This is a genomic window from Gaetbulibacter sp. S0825 (assembly GCF_011777505.1).
Lineage (GTDB): Bacteria > Bacteroidota > Bacteroidia > Flavobacteriales > Flavobacteriaceae > Pontimicrobium.
This window is the reverse complement of the sequence record NZ_JAATJT010000001.1, coordinates 24,109-45,357: the sequence shown is the minus strand read 5'-3', so window position 1 is coordinate 45,357 and position 21,249 is coordinate 24,109. Positions and strand designations below refer to the sequence as shown.

The window sequence follows — 21,249 nt, the reverse complement described above, 5'->3', positions numbered from 1 at the left end:
AGCTGCAATAATTAATAAAAAAGAGCTTCACAATGTGAAGCTCTTTTTAGTTTAATACCATATCTTTATAATGAATAATTGTAGGATAACCTTTTTCTTTAAAATAAGCACTTGGATTATCTAAAGCACTCACTAAAATAAAATCACCTCCCCAAGCACCTAGACTTTTAATAGAGCCTTTAAAGTCTTTAAAAAGAAAATCTTTAACTGTTGGTTGGTTTACAATGGAACTTACAATCGTTTCATGCAAATCTATAAGTTTATTAAAATCCCCTAATGATGTACAATCAATAATTTTATTTGTGATATCATTTATATCACTGATTTTAGAAGAGATTGCGTCTTTGCTTTTATGATATTGAATAATTCCTTCACGACTATTTTGTTTTTTATTTAAATGGACAAAATACAGATTACCTTTAAACTCTGGATTAAACACTACATCATTAACGTCTCTGTGAGAATCTTTTAATTGATACGTAATGGAATTACTGTGTTGAGCACAAGCAATATCGTAACCACTACCTCCAAATGTCATTTCTAATAACCTGTAAGCATCAACTTTTGCCCAATTGGCTATATTGTTTATAAGTGTAGAAGAACTACCAAGTCCCCAGTTTTTTGGAAAATCGAGCTTAGTAGTAACACTGAAACCAGTTTTTATATTCAAAAAACTAGGATTTAGTTGTTTTGCTGCATTTAATATTTGAACGATTCTTTTCGAAACGTCATTGAGAGGGTTTAGGGAATCTGAAGCGATTTTCTCAATTGGGAAACTATCTTCAAACCAAACGTTGTTTTCGCTATCAATACTTTTCCATATAATATTATTTTCAGGAATTTGGGCAACTGTTAAAGATTGTCCATACTTAGTTGGAACTGCCAAAGCTAATGCTCCATCTAGAACAGTATATTCACCAGTAATTAATAATTTTCCGTTGCTATAATAATGACTCATTAACGTCTTAGGTTTTCAATAGCCTCCACAACAGCACTATGGGTTACTACATTAGTTTTAAAATGTTCAATAAGTGTTGTTTTCTCATTATCATTTGCATTAAACTGATTTAATATATTCATTAAATGCATTTTCATATGACCTTGTTGTATTCCAGTTGTTGTTAACGACCTAAGAGCAGCAAAGTTTTGTGCTAATCCAGCTACTGCCACAATCATCATAAGTTCTTTGGCAGAAGGTTTGTTAAGCATTTCTAAAGATAACTTTACTAAAGGATGCAAACCAGTTAATCCACCAACCGTTCCTAAAGCTAAAGGGATTTCAATCCAAAACTTAAAAATACCATTATCTACTTTAGCGTGGGTTAAACTGGAATAACTGCCGTTTCTTGATGCATAAGCGTGTACACCAGCTTCAACAGCTCTAAAATCGTTTCCTGTGGCTAATACAACAGCATCAATACCATTCATGATGCCTTTATTGTGAGTAACTGCTCTGTATGGTTCTACTTCAGCTATTTGCACTGCTTGAATAAATTTATGAGCAAAGTCTTCTGGTGAAACATTTGGATCTTCATTTAACTCTTCTACTTTACAACTTACTTCAGCTCTAACTAAACATTCAGGAACATAATTGGAAAGAATACTCATTACTATATCAATGTCTGAATCTTTTATACCATCAAAATATATTGCTTCAGTCTTAAAAGTATTCGCAAAACTTTCTAAGCACGAATTAATGAAATTAGCTCCCATGGCATCCAAGGTCTCGAAAGTTGCATGCAATTGGTAATAATTAGCAATCGAATTTGTTTTATCAATTAATTTTATATCCAAAATACCACCACCACGCTTTTCCATGTTTTTGGTAATAGGTTTAGCATTGGCAATTAATTGAGGTTTTATATGCTGGAAATATTTTTTTAGGATATTATAATCTCCGTTGAAAGTAAAATGAACTTGCCCTATCTTAGTAGTTGAAATTACCTCAGTTTTAAAACCTCCACGATTTAACCAAAATTTTGCAGCTTTACTAGCAGCAGCAACTACCGAGCTTTCTTCGATAGCCATAGGGATGGTATATAAATTATTGTTTACAAGGAAATTTGGCGCAATACCTAATGGCAAGTAGTAATTAGTAATAGTGTTTTCAATAAATTCGTCATGTAATTGTTGCAACTTGTCGTTGGCATTCCAATACTGTTTTATTATGGTTTTAGCTTCTTCTTTATTAGAAAAATAAGTATCGACAACCCAATCAATTTTTTTAGATTTAGATAGTTTAGAAAAACCAGAAATAGACTTACTCATTTAATCAAAAATTATATTCGCAAAGATACTATTCTTACCTAAAATATGGTTGCTTCAGCGAAGCATTCATTTATTTAACTGCTAATATTAGGTGTTTTTGCTTATTTTTTATTAAACTTGGCATACTAATAAACTAACTATACTAATTATTTAATTATGGCAGATACAGTAGAAAACAATAATCAACCTGATTTATTTGGGCATCCAAGAGGTTTATTTTATTTATTCTTCGCAGAATTATGGGAGCGTTTCAGTTTCTATGGGATGAGAGCGTTGTTAACGCTTTATATGGTTGAAGTAATATTTGAAGCCTTAGTGGAACGTGATTTTGCTACAGCAGTTGTATATTCATCGTACGGATCTTTGGTGTATGCTTCAACAGTAATTGGTGGAAGAATTTCTGATAAAATATTAGGGATGCGAAGCTCAATATTTTTAGGAGGTATTTTGATGGCTTTAGGTCATTTTGTCCTTGCAATAGAAAATAATGTAGCTTTCTTTTTAGCCTTATCTTTTATTATTGTTGGGAATGGATTTTTCAAGCCTAATATATCCACTTTTGTTGGTGCATTATATCCAGATGGTGATACTAGAAAGGATTCAGGATTTACCATTTTTTATATGGGAATTAATATTGGAGGCTTTGTAGCACCTTTATTATGTGCATGGTTAGCAGTGAAATACGGATATCATTATGGATTTGGATTGGCAGGCATAGGGATGTTAACAGGACTGCTTTTCTTTTGGAGTGGAATTAAAAAGAATGTTTTTGGAGATAAGGGAATGCCGCCAAACCCAGAAGTTTATGAAAAGAAAATATTTGGAATACCTCAAAAAACGTTTGTTCCGATTGTTGCTTTCCTAAGTGCACCAGTAATAGCATATTTATTATCTTCTTATAAATCCATAGCAAATGGAGAATCTTTTTTAGGAGATGAAACTGTGGTGGGATTATTATTCAAAATTATTTTGGTTGCTGTTGTTGCTTTTATGGCGAATATCATGATTAAAGCGACTTTAGATGAGCGAAAAAAATTATTTATGGCAGTTTTAATTACATTTTTTATGACGCTTTTTTGGGGCTTCCATGAGCTGTCAGGTAGTGTAATTACCTTATTTGCATCTAGAAATGTTGATTTGTCATTAATAAATGCTGGTCAAACAAATGCACTTAACTCAATGTTCATAATCATATTAGCTATTCCAATTTCACTATTATGGGGTTACTTATCTAAAAGAGGATTAAACCCAAGAACGCCCTATAAGTTTGGTTTGGGATTAGTGCTAGCTGGTATCAGTTTTTATGTGTTAGCGTTAAGTGGAGGAAGTGCTAATGAAAATGGTATGGTACCAATGTGGTATCTATTAGCAATGTATTTTATTATATCTGTTGGTGAGTTATTTATGTCACCTGTTGGGTTATCAAAAATTACTGATTTATCACCAAAACGAATTGTAGCCTTTATGATGGGTATATGGTTTTTGTCTTCCGCTTTTGCATTTCAAATAGTTGGATTTATCGGGAAAAAATTGGCTATTGAAAGTACAGATGCCAATATTGGAGGTTTTGATACGCTGAGTGTTTATACTGATGGATTTAGCTTAATTGCACAGTATTCCATTGGAGCAGGTTTAATTGTATTGGTATTTGGACCACTAATGAAAAAGCTAATGGGTAACGTCCATTAATCGTAAAAACCGTTAAAATAAACGTAAAATGCTCCTTTTTAGGAGCATTTTTTGTAAGTTAGGCACATATTTTGCAACAAATCGAATTATGAAAAAGATAGTAATAACCTTCGTACTAGTCTTTGCCGTAAACCTAATATCGGCACAAGACATTAATTGGGTATCGCTTGAAGAAGCACAAGAACTTCAAAAGAAAACACCAAAAAAAATCATGATTGACATGTACACCGTTTGGTGTGGACCATGTAAATTGATGGATAGAATTACCTTCCAAAACAAAAATGTAGTTGATTATGTTAACAAACATTATTATGCTGTGAAATTCAATGCAGAAGGGAATGATGAGGTGGTTTTTAATGGTAAACCATTCATTAATCCCAATTACAATTCTGGAAGGGCAAAAACTAGAAACTCTCCACACCAACTAACAAGGTACTTTGGTGTTCAAGCTTATCCAACAGTTGTTTTTATTGATGAAGATTTAAAAATGTTAGTACCTTTAAGAGGTGTTAAGAAACCTCAAGAATTGGAGTTATATTTAAAAATGTTTAAGAATAACGACCATAAAAACATTAAATCTCAAGATGCTTTTACCGAGTATTATAAAGCGTTTAAGCCTGAGTTTACAGAGAAATAATTTATATTACACATATTAAAAAAACCTTTTTACGAAATTAGTGAAAAGGTTTTTTTCGTCTAAAATGAATTTTCATTCTTCTTTATGTTGTTTACAAAAGTGTAAATGTTAAAAAATTCATAAAAAAATCGTAAATTGTATGGTGTGCTATTTGCCACTGCCGTCAATTTCGCTCTTTGAATTAATTAACTTACGATTATTAAATACTGGAATTATGAAAAATCTAATCTTATTTTTAGGCTTGTTTCTTTTCCTGTTTTCTTGCAAGCAACAAAATGCAACTAAAGAGGAAATGATTGTAGAAGACATTATTGAAGATGTTAAAAACCCATCTCTTGATGGTGTTTGGGAACTTATTAGCTTTTATAATTACGAAGGCAATAACATAAAAGATACGATATTAAATAATGTAAATAATAGGCAGGTTAAAATATTTAAAGATGGTAAAGTCATGTGGTCGCGCAGAGCACCAGCCGATAAGATTGATTATTTTGGATATGGTTCTTATGAAACAACAGATTCGACATTAACTGAGTATTTAGAATATGGTTCGATCGCCATGCTTAAAGTAATAGATACGATGCATATTTTTAATTTTGAGTTAATAGTTGGAAAAGACACATTTACTCAAATAGACCTTGGTCCTGAAGGTAATCGTATTTTTTCTGAGAATTATGTTAGAGTAAAAGATTAACTCTCTAATAATTATAAATAAACGCTCCCTTTTTACTCGTTTGATGAAAAGGTATTTTTTTTGCTTCGCAAGTTGCTCTCCATCGTTCTTGGTAGCTTTTATAATTGCTTCCATCACTTATTATTAATTCTGGTTGTAGCTGTTCTATTAATCGTTCCAAGTTAATTTTTGGAGAGTGTTGCAATAACACTATTGTAGGTTTGAAGTTTTTGGTTTTATAAACACCTAAACTATCTATTACCAATAATTTATAATTATTAAAAGTATAAATGTTTTTTATAGAATCAATAATTGTGGTCTTTGTGTTAATACCAACTTTGTAGTTGGTAATAGTTTTATCATTATTTAAAATACTATCATTACTATTTGAATAAAGATGTAGCTTTTGGTTTAATTTATGCCCAATAATACTGTGCCTTGATTTGTGAAATACAACAAAGGAGTTTTTAGCCTTTTCCCTTTTGTCAAATATTAAAGCACTTTGGCTAATAATAATGATGAACAGTAAAGAAACAACACTTTTAAAGGTTTTAGTTTTTAAATAAATTAGAATACTAATAATAATTGCATAACTAATGAGCACATGTATAATATCAAAAGAAATATTTCTGAATAAAAAAGATTCTTGAGCTGCAACCCAACCAACAAGCTCATTCATTTTTGAAATAATAGTACCGTATGCACTTGCAAGAAACGAAGGAAGTAAATTTATTAGCGACAGTGCAATAACGACTATGCCCAAACCTAAAATCACACCTAAAAAAGGAATTATAGCCAAATTAGAAATAAAAAACAATCCAGGAAACTGATGAAAATAGTAAAGACTTATTGGTATAACACCAAACTGTGCAGCAAGCGTAACCGTAAAAATATTCCAAAAAATTCTCACTAATTTATGTTTAGGTCGCCATAGCTTATCTAACATAGGTTGTATGGCTACAATAGCGAAAACAGCCAGATAACTTAGTTGAAAACCTACATCAAATAAAAAGGTTGGTTTCCACAGCAAAAGTATAAATATGGATATGGTTAAGGTGTTGTAAACATTGGTTGGTCGCTTTAAATTTAAAGCAATTGCAACTACTGTAAACATACTTACGGCTCTAACAACCGATGCAGATAAGCCAGCTATTACTGCGAAGCTCCATAAAACAACAATTAGCAGTAGAGTTTTAAAAAATAAACCATGTTTAAAATATTCCATTGGTTTAAACAAGATGTTCAAAAGAATAAGAATAATCCCAACATGCAAACCAGAAACCGCCAGTATATGTATGGCTCCAGCTTGTGTATAACTATCATAGATATCTTTAGATATATCTTGCCTTTGTCCTAACAGTAATGCATTTATTATAGCAAGCTCTTCAGGTTTGAAATTATAAGTTTCAAGTTTATTATTTATAGTCTCCCTTAATAAGCTTGCATAGCCAAAAAGCGTATGCTTGTCATTACTAATAATATGTAGCTCCGAATTAGAAACAAATAGCTGGTGATAAATATGTTGTTTTTTTAAATAGGTTTTATAATCAAACTGATGCGGATTTAAAGGTGGAATCAATTCCTTAAACTGGGTTTCGGTTAATAAAACATTATCAACCTTTAGAGGCTCGATAATTGAATCTTTAGCAACATTAAGTAGCGAACTACCAGAAGTGTTTATACTGTCAACACTCAAAATGTCTATAACATATTTATTATAAAAATTTCCTGGTTTTAAAACCTCTCTAACTCTAAAATTGATGAGTTGTGTTGAGTCTTTGTGTTTTAAGTTAAGCTTGGTGTAGTGGTTTTTAAAATTAGACTCATTATGAGTTGATATGCTTAAAAAACCAATACAAATAGTAGCTAAATAAATAACAATAGCTACCCAATAGTGCTTTTTACGAGTGTATTTAGAGACAAATAAATCAGCAACTAGCAATAACAAAAAAGTTACACTTAAACTTATAAGATAAACTATGTTTACATCAAAGAAATATCCAAGAAGAATACCTATGATTAAACAGATAGTCAGTTTAATTACCTTGAAATTAAGCAATTGCATCTATGCAAGATAATAAAAATCTTACAAAACACGTCTTGCCTGCACAAAGGCAAAATACCAATAATGTTCTTTTAATTTTGAGTTAATAACGCCTTTACTAGTAGAGGCATGAATAAATTCTATATCATCCTTATTCACATAGGTTACTATACCAACATGATTCACTTTTCTGCTGTTTTTCTTGGTTGCAAAAAAGAGTAAATCACCTTTTTTTACTTCTTTTAAATCTATCCAATCACCAGTTTTAGCTAAATCATTAGTTGTTCTTGGTAGTAATATAGATTCGCTTTTATATGAAGTTTGAATAAGCCCAGAACAATCCATTCCTCTTTTTGTAGTGCCTCCGTACTTATACCTAACACCTTCAAATTGCTGAGCATAATCAACAATGTTTTCTGCTTTTACGCTTTCTAAACTTGTGTTAGTAGCTCTCTTACTTTTTTTTGGCTGATGCGTTTTTGCAATGGACTCGCTCTTGTTTTTAGTCGCAAGTTTTGAAGATTTACAAGATGTAAAACCTATAAGAAGTATTAAAATTAGGGGCAAAAATCGCATAAACACTATATGTAATCGATGCTAATTTAAAGAATTATAATTAACTAAAACCGTTTTCTATAGAATAACTATTTGTGTGTTAGAATAGCAAATTGGTTAAAGCCAAACTGGAATTTTCTATATTTAGAAACCGTAAATCCTGTTTTTTCAGCGAGATAATATATTTCTTTTTTATTCCAGTAATGTTTGTGTTCGCCAATGTTTGTTTTATCAATGACATTTAAAAATGCTAATAACTCTAAAACTGGTTTGGCTATTTTTGTTGGAGTTGTAAGAAAAATTCTTCCTTTAGGTTTCAATAATGTTTTAAATTTTTGATGAATCTCAAACACTTCTTCATATTCTATATGCTCTATAACAGCTAAGCTAGTAATAGTGTCCCATTTTGTAGCTTCCATTTTTGAATGGTCATAATTTATAGCAAGATATTTTCCTTTCACAAATTTTTTAAGCTCCCCTTCATTACCGCCAAAATCCAAAACATCACCTATAAGATATTTTTTAACTTTTTTAAATCGATAGTTCTGTAAAAACCTTTCAAAGAACATTGAGTTATCTATCATAATTTTTGAAAGTTAAAAGCTGTATTTTAAGATACAATACAATGTTCTAAAACCATCTTTCCAACCTATTTTTTTTCCTTCTTCGTAGGTTCTACCATAATAAGATATTCCAATCTCATAAATTCTTATCCCTTTAATCTTACTTATTTTTGCTGTAACTTCGGGTTCAAAACCAAAGCGTTCTTCTTTAAGAGTTAAATTCTTAATAATATCTGAGCGGAACATTTTATAACACGTTTCCATATCGGTTAAGTTTAAATTGTTAAACATGTTTGATATTGTTGTTAAGAATTTGTTGCCTATTGAGTGCCAGAAAAAAAGAATTCTATGAGGATTTCCTCCAATAAATCTCGAGCCATATACAACATCGGCTAAGTTATCTAGAAGCGGTTTTAATAATAAATTGTATTCGTTTGGATCATATTCTAGATCAGCATCTTGAACTACTATAAAATCTCCAGACGCCTTTTCAAACCCTAAATGTAACGCAGATCCTTTTCCTTGATTTTTATCTTTTTTATAAAATTGTATTCGTAAATGAGGATGTTTTTTAATGTTTTCTAAAATAAAATACTGGGTTCTGTCAGTAGAACAGTCATCTATAATAACTACTTCTTTTTTGATACCTCCAATGAGTTCAACATCATTTAATCTCGATATAATTTCAGAAATGGTATGTTCTTCGTTATATGCTGGTATTATTATTGAAAGTGTTTTGTTCAAAATTTAATTTTTATTTACTAAATAAAAGTTGAGAAATTGTGTGTCACAAACTAATTCGAGTTTGTTGTTATTCTTTGGTTTATTACTAATTGGATCATTTTTATTTTCTATAACATAATTGGCATTAGAGGCTAATACACCATGATATGATGTGGTAAATATAGCATTCCTGCCTGTAAATAAACGTAAAACCCTCGGTCTAAAAAAAACAATTAAGTCTTGCTTATCGGTGTTTTGCTTAATGTAATTGTAAAAATCCATCATTTCGCTACTTGCTGCATTTAATGCATAATTTTTTGGATGAGGTTTAGATAGCTCTAAAGTTTTATTAATATTCCCAATTGAAAGTATAACTAGATATATTAAGCATATTGGAGTTAGGTATTTTAAAAGACGTAATTTTTTAAATATCTCAACTAAACATTCAAAAAAGAAAAACAACAAAAAAGGCAAAACTGGAAATAAAAATCTAAGTCCTTGTTGAGATGGCCAAATAATATAAATTCCTATAGTTATTAGACTATAAACAATAAAATGCACGTATTTTTTTCTATATATATACATTCCTATTGCAGTAAGTATAATAAAAACCATGCCAATATATAGATGGAAGCTTATCTTTAACGGAAAGATAAAATGCCCTAATAATTCGGCATAATAAATACTGTTGATTTGTAAAGATTTTAAAGACATCCCTTCAATCAAATAGCTTAAAAGATTGTCTGAAATGTTGGGCGAGTTTAGTTTTAATAAAACAAATCCGGTAATGAAAATAAAATATGGAAACAACGTAATCCATTTTGTTCTTTTATTAAATATGCCTTTAGATAATTGGTGAAAAAATAGAGTAAACAGTAATAATATACCTATATCACGAATCATGTAAGCAAAAAGAATTGTACTTCCCAGAATTAATTGATAACGAATTGAAGTGCTTTTTTTGTCTATTAGATATATACTTAATAAAGAAAAGAACATAAATGGAAAATCAGATAAGACATTATCTGAAAAGGTTAAGTATTTGTAATTAAAACCTATAGCAATTAAAATAAACAAGTATATAAAAGGTGTTTTAGAAGCTTTGAAAATTTTAATTATAATGATTAAAGAAGCTATAAAAAATGAGGCGCATAGTAACTTGAAAGCAACAAAATTTAATCCAAAAATTAAATACACAAAACTTAATAAAATTGGAAAGCCCTGAGGATAAAGATAAGGTCCTAAAATGGCCTCAGAAGCATCCATAGACGCCTTATTTTCAAAATAAAGACTAGTTGTTTCTCCATTTGTTAAAGAAATTGCTTGCGAAATATATAAAGAAAAATCACCTCCCCAGTTATGTCCTTTATGAATGCTAATTAAACTCAAAAAAGCAGCAAAACAAATAATTAGTGCTGAGATGATTTTTTTTTGTTTAAAATTATATGCTTTCAATAATAGTAAGTTAATTTAAAGAATTAAAAATTAATTGTGCAACCTTCTCGCTCGCACCTTTTCCTCCAAGCTTTTTTTCAAGTTCGTAATAGCTTATAAAAAACTTAGAGCGTTCATAATCATCTAGGATTTTTTGTAGCTCCTTATTTAAGCGATTTGTATTACATTCATTTTGGATAAGCTCAGTAACAACTTCCTTGTCCATAATTAAATTCACCAGTGAAATATATTTAATATGCTTCACTAAACGTTTTCCTATTTGATAAGACAGCCATGAGCCTTTATAACACACTACTTGAGGAACTTTAAACAAAGCCGTTTCTAGGGTTGCTGTCCCAGAAGTTACCAAAGCAGCCTTGGACACACTAAGTAAATCATACGTTTTATTACTTATAAAATGGACATTAGCTTTTTTAATAAATTGTTGGTAGAAACTATAATCTTGACTAGGTGCACCAGCGATAACAAATTGGTAATCTTTAAAATTTTCAACCACACTCAGCATTATAGAAAGCATTTTTGTAATTTCTTGTTTTCTACTTCCTGGTAATAAAGCGATAATTGGTTTGTTGCTTAATCCATGCTCTGCTCTAAAATCATATAAATCAACTTGAGCTCTATCCGAAATTGCATCAATTAATGGATGACCAACAAATTCTACAGGAAAGTTGTGTTTGTCTTCATAAAATGATTTTTCAAACGGAAGAATCACATACATTTTATCAATATCTCTTTTTATGGGATGTATCCTATTCTCTTTCCATGCCCAAATTTGTGGCGAAATATAATAATGTGTTTTAAAACCTTTGGCTTTTGCCCATTTAGCTATACGCAAATTAAATCCAGGATAATCAATAAATATAATCACATCAGGATTATAGCTTTCAACATCTTGCTTACAGAATCTAAGATTTTTAGTGATGGTTCTAAGGTTCATAATAACCTCGATAAAACCCATAAAAGCCAATTCTTTGTAATGCTTAATTAAAGTACCTCCAACATTTTGCATTAAATCTCCTCCCCAAAACCTGAACTCAGCGTTCACATCTTGGTGTTGGATTGCTTTCATTAGATTAGCTCCATGTAAGTCTCCCGAAGCTTCTCCTGCAATAATGTAGTACTTCATGTATTTACAATTTAATCACAAACGTAAAAACAGCAATTAAAACAGTGGCTAAAAGCACACCTTTAGCACGATGGTCTTGTTTCTTTTTTATAAAAACAAAAAAAGCTCCAAGGTTTACAATAGCACCAAGACTCACTAATTTGCCTAAAAACCCTTCAGTATTTGCAGCTTTAATAACTGTAAAAGGATCGTCTCCTTTTCCTAAAAACATTGCTGCAAAATATAAGCCAATAGCGTTAGCAGCTAGTCCAACTAGTATGCCAATAATAATATCTTTATTCTTCATTAAAAGACCATGAGTTTAATTGTTGTATGAAATGGTGAGCTGTCATGTCAAATTGTACAGGAACTACCGAAATATAGCCTTCTTTTAAAGCCCACTCATCAGTATCTTCACCTTTGTCTAAATTTACAAATTCTCCAGTTAACCAATAATAATCTTTACCTTGAGGGTTTTGGCGTTTATCAAACTTTTCTACCCAATTCGCTTTAGCTTGTCTGCAAATTTTAATTCCTTTAATTGCCTTTTTAGATAAATTGGGAATATTTACATTTAAAACCACACCTTTTGGCAAACCATTGTTCAATACATTAAGCGTAATTGTTTTAATAAAATCTTCGCTAGGCGCAAAACTTGCATCATAATTATAATCTAACAACGAAAAGCCAATAGCAGGAATGCCTTCTATTCCAGCTTCTATTGCAGCACTCATAGTTCCTGAGTAAATTACATTTATTGAAGAGTTTGAGCCATGATTAATCCCTGAAACACAAATATCAGGCACTCTATCTAAAATTTCGTGTCTTGCTAGTTTTATGCAATCAGCTGGCGTTCCAGAAGTGCTATATTCTATTTGTGGACCATCATCAATATGTTCTTTTCTGCAATGTAAAGTAGCATCAACAGTTATGGCATGACCCATTCCACTTTGCGGACTATCTGGCGCCACAACAACAACGTCGCCAATAGTATTCATAACTTTAATTAAAGTTCTAATACCTGGAGCCGTAATACCATCATCGTTTGTAACAAGAATAAGTGGTTTTTTTTGCATATTTTTAGCTGCGTAATTTTGATTTACAAAAGTAAATAAATTCGCTCGAAATATCTTATTTTATACTGTTTAACAAAAAATTAGTACCAGAACACAATATTGGCATAATTTTTTCTTTAATTTAGATAAAAATTTCACCCAAAAAGAAAGAAAAATGAAAAGGAATTATAATATTTTACTACTTACGTTACTATTGGCTTTTGCGTCATGCAGTTTTACTACAAAAACTATAGATGATGATACCGATAAGGACAAAGCTCTTATGGAATTAATTACCATGGTATTAGAGCAAGGTCATTTTCAACCCAAAGATATAAATGATAATTTTTCGGAAGCAATTTTTGATGAATACATAAATCAAATAGATCCCTTTAAGCGTTATTTTTATGAGTCTGACATAAAGGAGTTTGAAAAATTCAAAACACAACTTGACGATCAAATCATGGCTTACGATGTTTCGTTTTTCAATTTAACTCACGAGCGTTTATTAAAACGTATGGCTGAATCACAAGAACTTTACCAAGAAGTTTTAAAAAACCCTTTTGATTTCAATGAAGATAAAGTTTTTAAAGCCGATTACGAAGATTTGAGCTATGTATCCTCTAAAAAAGAAATGAAAGAGCGATGGAGACATCAATTAAAGTTTTCGACCATTGCTAATTACCATGACCTTGTTTTAGAACAAGAAGCTGGTATCAAAAGAAAAAAAGAAATAAGCGATTTAAGTGAAGAAGAAATTAAAACTTTAACTGATGTTGAGTTAGAAAAGTTTTTTAATGAAGACAGTGATAAAAAATTTGTTGTCAAATCTGATACTGAATTAGAGCAAGAAGCACGTGAAACAACTTTACGTTTACTTGATGAACTTTATGTTTTTATTGGTGAAAGAGAGCGTAATGATTATTTCACAGTTTATATTAATACTATAGCAAGAGAGTTTGACCCACATACTTATTATTTAGCACCTGAAGAGAGAGAAGATTTTGATGTAAGAATGACGGGGAAATACGAAGGTATTGGAGCAAGATTAATACAAAAAGGTGATTACATCACGATTACCGAGCTTATATCAGGAGGCTCGGCCTGGAGGCAAAACAAACTAGAAGTTGGTGATGCCATTTTAAAAGTTAGACAAGAAGATGAGGAAGAAGGTGTAAACGTTGTAGGAATGAGGTCTGGAGATGCTGTAAAGTATATAAAAGGCCCAAAAGGAACTAACGTTATTTTAACATTGAAAAAAGTTGATGGTACGATTGAAGATTTATCAATTCCAAGAGATGTTATAGAGCTAGAAGAAACTTATGCAAAATCTTCTACTGTAAAAAAGAATAACAAAACCTTTGGAGTCATTAATTTACCTGGATTTTATGATAATTTTAATGACAAGAATGCGAGAAATTCAGCAAGTGATATTAAGAAAGAAGTAGAACGTTTGAAAGCTGAGGGTATGCAAGGCCTTGTAATCGATTTAAGAAATAACGGAGGAGGATCTTTAAGAGCTGTAATAGATATGGTTGGACTTTTTATTAAAGAAGGTCCTGTTGTGCAAGTACGTACTACTGGTGAGCCTGCTGAGGTTTTAAGTGACCGTGATCGATCTATAGCTTGGGATGGGCCATTAGTAATTTTGGTAAATGAGAATTCAGCATCTGCATCAGAGATTATGGCCGCTGCATTACAAGATTATAAGCGTGCCATAGTTATTGGTAGCAAACATACTTTTGGTAAAGGATCTGTACAGAGAGTTGTTGATTTAAATAGGTTTGTTAGAAACAATACCAATGGCGATATGGGAGCTATCAAGCTTACCATTCAAAAATACTATCGTATTAATGGTGGTTCGGTACAATTAAAGGGTGTTGAAAGCGATGTGGTAGTACCAGATCGTTATAGTTATATTGACATAGGTGAAAAGGATCAAGACAACCCATTACCTTGGGATAAAATTCAAGCAGCTACTTACGATACTTGGGGTAATTACTTTGATTATGATGACACCATTAAAAGAAGTAAAGAACGTATGGCACAAAGTGAACAACTCAAGTTAATTGACGAAAATGCCAAATGGATCAAGAAAATAAGAGACAATGACTATTATCCATTAAATTACCAAGACTATAAGGCTCAACTAGACACCAATGAGAATGAGGCAAAACGTTTTAATAAGTTAGCTGATTATAAAACTAACCTAACCTTTAATTCATTGCCTTACGAATTAGCCTTAATGGCACAAGATTCTACACTTAAAATGAAGCGAGATCGTTGGCATCAAAGTTTAAGTAGCGACGTTTATATCGAAGAAGCACTTAATGTACTTAATGATTTAAAAATGTCTTACGAAGTAAAAACTAAATTAGCTACGACTATAAAAAATTAATTTAATGGGTAAAACCAGTAACTCATTAACCAGTTTAGCGCTCCAAAAGTTTAAAAAAAACTTTTGGGGCGTTTTAAGTTTTTGGTTTATAGTTTTGGTGGGTTTAATTTCAGTGTTCGCCTATGTAATTGCGCCCGATAGTTCTCAAAATGCCAACCAAATGCATTTATCCATTCACTCAAAAAAGCCTGGTTTTAAAGTGACTATGTTATCCTTGACTTTAGAAAACATATCGAAACAATCTTTCTTGGATAAACTATTCTTTGGTGAAATAAATCAAATTGAAGAAATTCCAATATCTAATTTTAACATTGAAAACAACGTTTTAAATTATACCAAATATGCATCTGATGGTTTAGTAGGTCAAATAAAAACCTTACCACTAAACATATTCCCAAAAGGTAATGTTGAAGATTATATTAAGGAGAAAACATTTGTTTTTGGAACAGATAAATATGGGCGTGATTATTTTAGTCGTATTCTAGTTGGTGCTAGAATTTCTTTCTTTATAGGTTTTGTAGCTGTGTTTATATCGTTAGTCATAGGGATTTTACTAGGGAGTCTTGCAGGCTACTTTGGTGGAAAAGTTGATGCTATTATTATGTGGCTTATCAATGTAACATGGTCTATACCAACACTGCTTTTGGTGATAGCCATTACTTTAGTACTTGGCAAAGGGTTTTGGCAAGTATTTATTGCTGTTGGACTCACCATGTGGGTAGAAGTAGCAAGAGTCGTAAGAGGGCAAATAATTGGTGTTAAGGAAATGCAATATGTTACGGCAGCAAGAGCTTTAGGGTATAATGATTTTAGGATTATTACCAAACATATTCTGCCTAATATTATGGCGCCAGTTATTGTGATTTCGGCAGCTAATTTCGCCGCTGCTATTTTAATTGAAAGTGGTTTGAGTTTTTTAGGTATTGGTGCACAACCGCCTATGGCAAGTTGGGGAGCTATGATTAAAGACCACTATAATTATATTATTCTTGGTAAACCCTATTTAGCTCTAATCCCAGGATTATGTATTATGAGTTTGGTTATGGCGTTTATGCTTATTGGTAATACATTACGTGATGCTTTGGATGTGAAAAGTTAAAATAAAAAACACCCAAAAAGGGTGCTTTTTTATAATATTTATTGTTCCATTTCAGGAGGGTACTTCTCCATGATTTTAGCAACAAATTCTTTAATACGCTCTTCTTTATGCTTCATGTTTTGCGAAATATTTCCAGTTCCCATACCTTGCCAAACGAGCTCTTTCTTATTAGCATCTATTAAATCCACAAACAAAGTGCCCTCTGTGGATCTTGAAACTGTAGTGCCTCTATAGCTATTCCAATACCAAGGACTCCAGTTCCAGCCATAACCATAATGACCCCAACCATTGTTATAAACATTTACTTTATCTCTCGATTTAGTAAAAATACTGACTAATAAATCTGGATTTTCAGATTTTGTAAACCCTTTGGCTAATAACTCAGCTTCTACAGCTCTTAGGATTCTTCGCTTATCGAGATCGCTAATTTCGGCTTTGTCAATACCATCCTTAAAAAACGCAAATGTCTTATACGTATTGAAATTTGCATTTCGGTCATAGTCAGATGCTACTCTTACTGATGTACAAGATGTCATCAGAAAAGCAATCATCAATACTGGTAATACTTTGATTAACTTTTTCATTTGTTCAATTTTTTTAGTTTATATATCAATAACCATTAATAATAACTATTGTGAGCGTAAAAAATACCATAGCAAATATTTTAAATGCCCACTTGGGCTTAATGGTTAAAATGTATTCAACAAATTATCATCAACATTATTTGGAAGTGTGACTTTTAAATTAGGCTCCATTTCCATAGCTCGTTTTATCGCAAACACAGCTTCCTCATTTCTTGCCCAACTTCGTCTGGAAATACCGTTGTTTACATCCCAGAATAACATTGATTTTAAACGCCTTTCGGCATCTTTAGTACCATCAAGAACCATACCAAATCCTCCATTTATTACTTCTCCCCAACCTACACCACCTCCATTGTGTATACTTACCCAAGTAGCACCTCTAAAGCTATCACCTATTACATTGTGTATAGCCATATCTGCTGTAAACTGTGAGCCATCATAAATGTTGGATGTTTCTCTGTATGGCGAATCTGTTCCTGATACATCATGGTGATCACGACCTAAAACCACGTAACCTATCTCACCTTTTGCAATAGCATTATTAAAAGCAGTTGCTATTTTCATGCGTCCTTCAGCATCAGCATACAATATTCTTGCTTGTGAACCTACTACTAGTTTGTTTTCTTGAGCACCTTTAATCCATTGGATATTATCAGCCATTTGCTGTTGAATTTCATTAGGAGAATCCTTTTTAATTTCTTCTAAAACCTCACAGGCAATCGCATCTGTTTTTTCTAAATCTTCAGGTTTTCCTGAGGCACAAACCCATCGGAATGGTCCAAAGCCATAGTCAAAGCACATTGGCCCCATAATGTCCTGAACGTAGCTAGGGTATTTAAAATCTATACCGTTTTCGGCCATAATATCTGCTCCAGCACGAGAAGCTTCCAATAAGAAGGCATTTCCATAATCAAAGAAATAAGTGCCTTTTACTGTATGCTTATTAATAGCAACTGCATGACGACGTAAAGATTCTTGAACTTTTTCTTTAAACAATTCAGGATTATTTGCCATCATTTCATTGGCCTCCTCAAATGATAAACTAACTGGATAATAACCACCAGCCCAAGGATTGTGTAGTGAAGTTTGATCGCTTCCTAAATCGATGTAAATATTGGTTTCATCAAATTTCTCCCAGACATCAACAACGTTTCCTAAATAAGCCAACGAAATGGTTTCTTTATTCTCCTTAGCCTTATTTACGCGAGCAACCAGCTCATCTAAATCTGTTATTTTTTCATCAATCCAACCTTGGTCTAATCGTACTTGCGTAATTTTTGGATTAACTTCAGCGCAAACGGTTATGCATCCTGCAATATTTCCTGCTTTTGGTTGTGCTCCAGACATTCCACCTAGTCCAGAAGTCACAAACAGATTGCCTTTAGGTTCTTTTTTAATTTTTCTAAAGCCATTTAACACAGTAATCGTTGTACCATGAACAATCCCTTGTGGGCCAATATACATATAGCTTCCTGCTGTCATTTGCCCATATTGTGTCACACCTAACGCATTGAATTTTTCCCAATCATCTTGTTTTGAATAGTTAGGAATCATCATACCATTAGTAACCACTACTCTTGGTGCATCTTTATGTGAAGGGAATAACCCCATTGGGTGACCCGAATACATGACTAATGTTTGCTCATCATTCATTTCAGCCAAATACTTCATAGTCAATCTGTATTGTGCCCAATTCTGGAATACAGCACCATTACCACCATACGTAATAAGTTCGTGTGGATGTTGTGCCACCGCATAATCTAGATTATTCTGAATCATTAACATAATGGCCGCAGCTTGTTTAGATTTAGCAGGATACTCATCAATTGGCCTTGCATACATCTTATAATCTGGACGCAAACGATACATATAAATACGACCATAGGTCTCTAGTTCGTTTTTAAATTCAGGAATAAGTGTAGCATGATGTTTTTTTTCGAAATAACGAAGTGCATTTCTAATGGCTAATTTTTTTTCATCTACCAAAAGAATATCTTTTCGTTTAGGCGCATGATTTATTGAGCTGTCATACGGTTTTGGCTGAGGTAAAACCTTAGGAATTCCTTCTAATATTTGGTCGCTAAATGTCATAGATGTTTCTGACTTTACTTTTTTTTTATTGTTCCTGTTTTTTTGTTAAAACCATAAGGACAATGTCGGCATCCACTTTCGCAACAATATCCTCTTTTAAGGTGGTATTGTTCAGTAAAACAACGGTAGCCTTCTGGTGTTAAATAGTAATCTCCTTCTTCAATTGGGACAAACTCCTTCATAAGTCACAAAGATAACGTAAATTTGATTGATTTTTTAGTGCAATATCTATGATTTTAATCTCGAAATACTTAGTTCCAAAAGGATATACAGGACTTACTATTTATCCTTTTGTGTTTTTAAAATACCGAAGATTGAAAACAGATATGACGTTAATTAATCATGAACGTATCCATTTACGACAGCAACTTGAGTTATTGGTAATTCCTTTTTATATTATTTATGTTATTGAGTTTTTAATGAGATTATTACAATATAGAGATTGGAAAACTGCTTATAGAAACATTTCTTTTGAGCGCGAATGCTATCTTAACGAAACCAATTTAGACTATCTAAAAACTAGAAAGCTCTGGGCTTTTATAACCTATTTTAGAACCAATGAGTTTTGATTTAGAGCTCAGTGTCAATCAAAAAAATGAATTCCCTAATGAATATGATGTTGAGTTATTCATAAAAAGGGAAGACAAAATTCATCCATTTATTTCTGGAAATAAGTACCGAAAGCTAAAATACAATCTAGAAGAAGCTCGAAAGTTAGAATATGATACGTTACTCACTTTTGGAGGCGCATATTCAAACCATATAGCAGCTGTTGCTACCGCTGGAAATGAATTTGGTTTTAAAACCATAGGCATAATAAGAGGTGAAGAATTGGCAGATAAAATAAACGAAAATCCAACGTTGCGTTTTGCTAAAGCTCAAGGTATGCAGTTCAAGTTTGTCTCTAGGAGTTCTTATAGAGACAAAGAAAATGAAAGGTTTTTAGAAGTTTTAAAAGAAGAATTTAATGATTTTTACTTGGTTCCTGAAGGAGGTACAAACCTATTAGCCGTTAAAGGTTGCGAAGAAATATTAAACGAAGAGGATTTGGCATTTGATTATATATGCTGTGCAGTTGGTACTGGAGGTACTATTTCAGGGCTTATAAATGTATCTAAATCTCACCAGAAAATTTTAGGATTTCCAGCCTTAAAAGGTGATTTTTTATCAACCAATATTAGTAAATTTGTAACCAAGAATAATTGGGAATTAATTACCGATTATCATTTTGGAGGTTATGCCAAAGTTAATAAGGAGTTAATTGATTTTATAAATCAATTTAACCAAGAGTATAACATTCCTTTAGATCCTGTTTATACTGGAAAGCTAATGTTTGGCGTTATTAAAATGATTGAAGCTAATTATTTTAAGAAAAACTCTAAGATATTAGTAATTCACACAGGAGGTTTACAAGGCATTTCTGGAATGAATAAAAGATTAATAGACAAAGAATTACCATTGATTAATGAATAGAATAATATTAATACTCGCTCTAAGTATTTTTATAGTAAGCTGTGGTTCGAGGAAAAAATCGGCTAGGAATGTAGATACTAGAATTAAAAAGACCGATATTAGATCAATACCAAAAAAGGAAAAAGAAATTGTCACTGAACCTAAAACAATTACTAAAGCTCCAGTTATTAAATCTACCGATGATTACATTGCTTTTTACAAAGATATTGCTATTGCCGAAATGAAGCAATATGGCATTCCAGCAAGTATTACATTGGCTCAAGGTATTTTGGAGTCTGGATCTGGGAGAGGTCGTTTGGCAGTAAAGGCAAATAATCATTTTGGAATAAAATGTCATGACTGGGAAGGTGCTAAAATTTTTCATGACGACGATAGAGCTCAAGAATGCTTCAGAAAATATAGAGATGCTAATACCTCATTTAGAGACCATTCAGAGTTTTTAGCAAATCGAAAACGTTATGCTAAATTATTCGAATTAGACAAAGACGATTATAAAGGTTGGGCAAAAGAATTAAGAAAAGCAGGTTATGCAACAGATAGAAAGTATCCAGAAAAACTCATAAGCCTTATAGAACGTTACCAGCTTTATAAATTTGATGATAAAGCTTCAAAGCGACATAGAAAAGCTAAGAAAGAATATATAATAGCTACATACACAGTGGTAAAAGGAGACACGTTGTATTCCATTTCAAAAAAGCACAACATAAGTGTTAAAGAACTTCAATCACTTAATAATTTAAATGGAACAGAATTGAATGTTGGTCAAGTGCTAAATGTTCTATCTAAAGAAGGCAATTGAAATAAAACATAAAAAAAAGCACTGCCTAAAGCAGTGCT

Annotated in this window: 21 protein-coding genes; 8 read left to right on the top strand and 13 right to left on the bottom strand. The window is 31.9% G+C overall.

Annotation, left to right across the window (positions count from 1 at the left end; translation table 11 throughout):
• Positions 1–46: 46 nt before the first annotated feature.
• The gene (locus HB672_RS00205) at positions 47–958 is read right to left on the bottom strand and encodes a GYDIA family GHMP kinase (protein ID WP_167605779.1); all 912 of its coding nucleotides are present in this window, start codon (positions 956–958) and stop codon (positions 47–49) included.
• Positions 958–2,268, bottom strand: coding sequence for a hydroxymethylglutaryl-CoA reductase, degradative (locus tag HB672_RS00200; protein WP_167605776.1), 1,311 nt, complete (start codon positions 2,266–2,268; stop codon positions 958–960). Before HB672_RS00200 ends, HB672_RS00205 begins: the two co-directional genes overlap by 1 nt.
• A 156-nt stretch (positions 2,269–2,424) precedes the next feature.
• Here HB672_RS00200 and HB672_RS00195 point away from each other — a divergent pair, with 156 nt between their 5' ends.
• From HB672_RS00195 to HB672_RS00185, 3 genes are all read left to right on the top strand, one after another.
• Positions 2,425–3,957 (top strand): oligopeptide:H+ symporter, encoded by a 1,533-nt coding sequence (locus HB672_RS00195; protein ID WP_167605773.1) that lies wholly within the window; start codon positions 2,425–2,427, stop codon positions 3,955–3,957.
• A gap of 88 nt (positions 3,958–4,045) precedes the next feature.
• Positions 4,046–4,594, top strand: a complete 549-nt coding sequence (locus HB672_RS00190; protein WP_167605770.1) for a thioredoxin fold domain-containing protein — start codon at positions 4,046–4,048, stop codon at positions 4,592–4,594.
• Positions 4,595–4,808: 214 nt separating this feature from the next.
• Positions 4,809–5,288 (top strand): hypothetical protein, encoded by a 480-nt coding sequence (locus HB672_RS00185; protein WP_167605767.1) that lies wholly within the window; start codon positions 4,809–4,811, stop codon positions 5,286–5,288.
• Between the two features lie 4 nt (positions 5,289–5,292).
• On the opposite strand, the gene HB672_RS00180 is transcribed toward HB672_RS00185, so the two are convergent.
• From HB672_RS00180 to surE, 8 genes are all read right to left on the bottom strand, one after another.
• Positions 5,293–7,209, bottom strand: a complete 1,917-nt coding sequence (locus HB672_RS00180) for a ComEC/Rec2 family competence protein (protein ID WP_244306551.1) — start codon at positions 7,207–7,209, stop codon at positions 5,293–5,295.
• 144 nt (positions 7,210–7,353) lie between these two features.
• Positions 7,354–7,887: a C40 family peptidase gene (locus HB672_RS00175; protein ID WP_167605761.1), complete on the bottom strand. Its 534-nt coding sequence runs from the start codon at positions 7,885–7,887 to the stop codon at positions 7,354–7,356.
• 68 nt (positions 7,888–7,955) lie between these two features.
• Positions 7,956–8,450, bottom strand: a complete 495-nt coding sequence (locus HB672_RS00170) for a methyltransferase domain-containing protein (protein WP_167605758.1) — start codon at positions 8,448–8,450, stop codon at positions 7,956–7,958.
• A 12-nt stretch (positions 8,451–8,462) separates the two neighbouring features.
• Entirely contained in the window at positions 8,463–9,173 is a 711-nt protein-coding gene (locus tag HB672_RS00165) for a glycosyltransferase family 2 protein (RefSeq protein ID WP_167605755.1), read from the bottom strand.
• 3 nt (positions 9,174–9,176) lie between these two features.
• The gene (locus HB672_RS00160; protein WP_167605752.1) at positions 9,177–10,607 is read right to left on the bottom strand and encodes a hypothetical protein; all 1,431 of its coding nucleotides are present in this window, start codon (positions 10,605–10,607) and stop codon (positions 9,177–9,179) included.
• A 10-nt stretch (positions 10,608–10,617) separates the two neighbouring features.
• The gene (gene lpxB, locus HB672_RS00155; RefSeq protein WP_167605749.1) at positions 10,618–11,733 is read right to left on the bottom strand and encodes a lipid-A-disaccharide synthase; all 1,116 of its coding nucleotides are present in this window, start codon (positions 11,731–11,733) and stop codon (positions 10,618–10,620) included.
• Between the two features lie 4 nt (positions 11,734–11,737).
• The gene (locus tag HB672_RS00150) at positions 11,738–12,019 is read right to left on the bottom strand and encodes a hypothetical protein (protein ID WP_167605746.1); all 282 of its coding nucleotides are present in this window, start codon (positions 12,017–12,019) and stop codon (positions 11,738–11,740) included.
• Positions 12,009–12,788, bottom strand: a complete 780-nt coding sequence (surE, locus tag HB672_RS00145) for a 5'/3'-nucleotidase SurE (RefSeq protein WP_167605743.1) — start codon at positions 12,786–12,788, stop codon at positions 12,009–12,011. Before surE ends, HB672_RS00150 begins: the two co-directional genes overlap by 11 nt.
• A gap of 154 nt (positions 12,789–12,942) precedes the next feature.
• On the opposite strand from surE, the gene HB672_RS00140 reads away from it, so the two are divergent.
• Together HB672_RS00140 and HB672_RS00135 are read left to right on the top strand one after the other, a co-directional pair.
• A complete protein-coding gene (locus HB672_RS00140; RefSeq protein ID WP_167605740.1) occupies positions 12,943–15,165 on the top strand; it encodes a carboxy terminal-processing peptidase in 2,223 nt (740 codons plus the stop codon).
• A 4-nt stretch (positions 15,166–15,169) separates the two neighbouring features.
• Positions 15,170–16,264, top strand: coding sequence for an ABC transporter permease (locus HB672_RS00135; RefSeq protein ID WP_167605737.1), 1,095 nt, complete (start codon positions 15,170–15,172; stop codon positions 16,262–16,264).
• A 38-nt stretch (positions 16,265–16,302) separates the two neighbouring features.
• On the opposite strand, the gene HB672_RS00130 is transcribed toward HB672_RS00135, so the two are convergent.
• The 3 genes from HB672_RS00130 to HB672_RS00120 form a co-directional block, all read right to left on the bottom strand.
• Entirely contained in the window at positions 16,303–16,848 is a 546-nt protein-coding gene (locus tag HB672_RS00130; RefSeq protein ID WP_167605734.1) for a DUF4136 domain-containing protein, read from the bottom strand.
• 105 nt (positions 16,849–16,953) lie between these two features.
• Positions 16,954–18,939 carry a urocanate hydratase gene (locus HB672_RS00125; RefSeq protein ID WP_167605731.1) on the bottom strand — a complete coding sequence of 662 codons (1,986 nt, stop codon included), beginning with the start codon at positions 18,937–18,939 and terminating at the stop codon, positions 16,954–16,956.
• A 14-nt stretch (positions 18,940–18,953) separates the two neighbouring features.
• Positions 18,954–19,121 (bottom strand): DUF5522 domain-containing protein, encoded by a 168-nt coding sequence (locus HB672_RS00120; RefSeq protein ID WP_167605728.1) that lies wholly within the window; start codon positions 19,119–19,121, stop codon positions 18,954–18,956.
• A gap of 48 nt (positions 19,122–19,169) precedes the next feature.
• Here HB672_RS00120 and HB672_RS00115 point away from each other — a divergent pair, with 48 nt between their 5' ends.
• Genes HB672_RS00115 through HB672_RS00105 form a run of 3 tightly spaced genes read left to right on the top strand, consistent with a single transcriptional unit; the run spans position 19,170 to position 21,211 of the window.
• Complete coding sequence (locus tag HB672_RS00115) at positions 19,170–19,508, top strand: hypothetical protein (RefSeq protein WP_167605725.1); 339 nt, start codon at positions 19,170–19,172, stop codon at positions 19,506–19,508.
• Positions 19,498–20,412, top strand: coding sequence for a pyridoxal-phosphate dependent enzyme (locus HB672_RS00110; RefSeq protein WP_167605722.1), 915 nt, complete (start codon positions 19,498–19,500; stop codon positions 20,410–20,412). The genes HB672_RS00115 and HB672_RS00110 overlap by 11 nt, the downstream gene beginning before the upstream one ends.
• The gene (locus HB672_RS00105; protein ID WP_167605719.1) at positions 20,405–21,211 is read left to right on the top strand and encodes a glucosaminidase domain-containing protein; all 807 of its coding nucleotides are present in this window, start codon (positions 20,405–20,407) and stop codon (positions 21,209–21,211) included. The genes HB672_RS00110 and HB672_RS00105 overlap by 8 nt, the downstream gene beginning before the upstream one ends.
• Positions 21,212–21,249 lie beyond the last annotated feature (38 nt).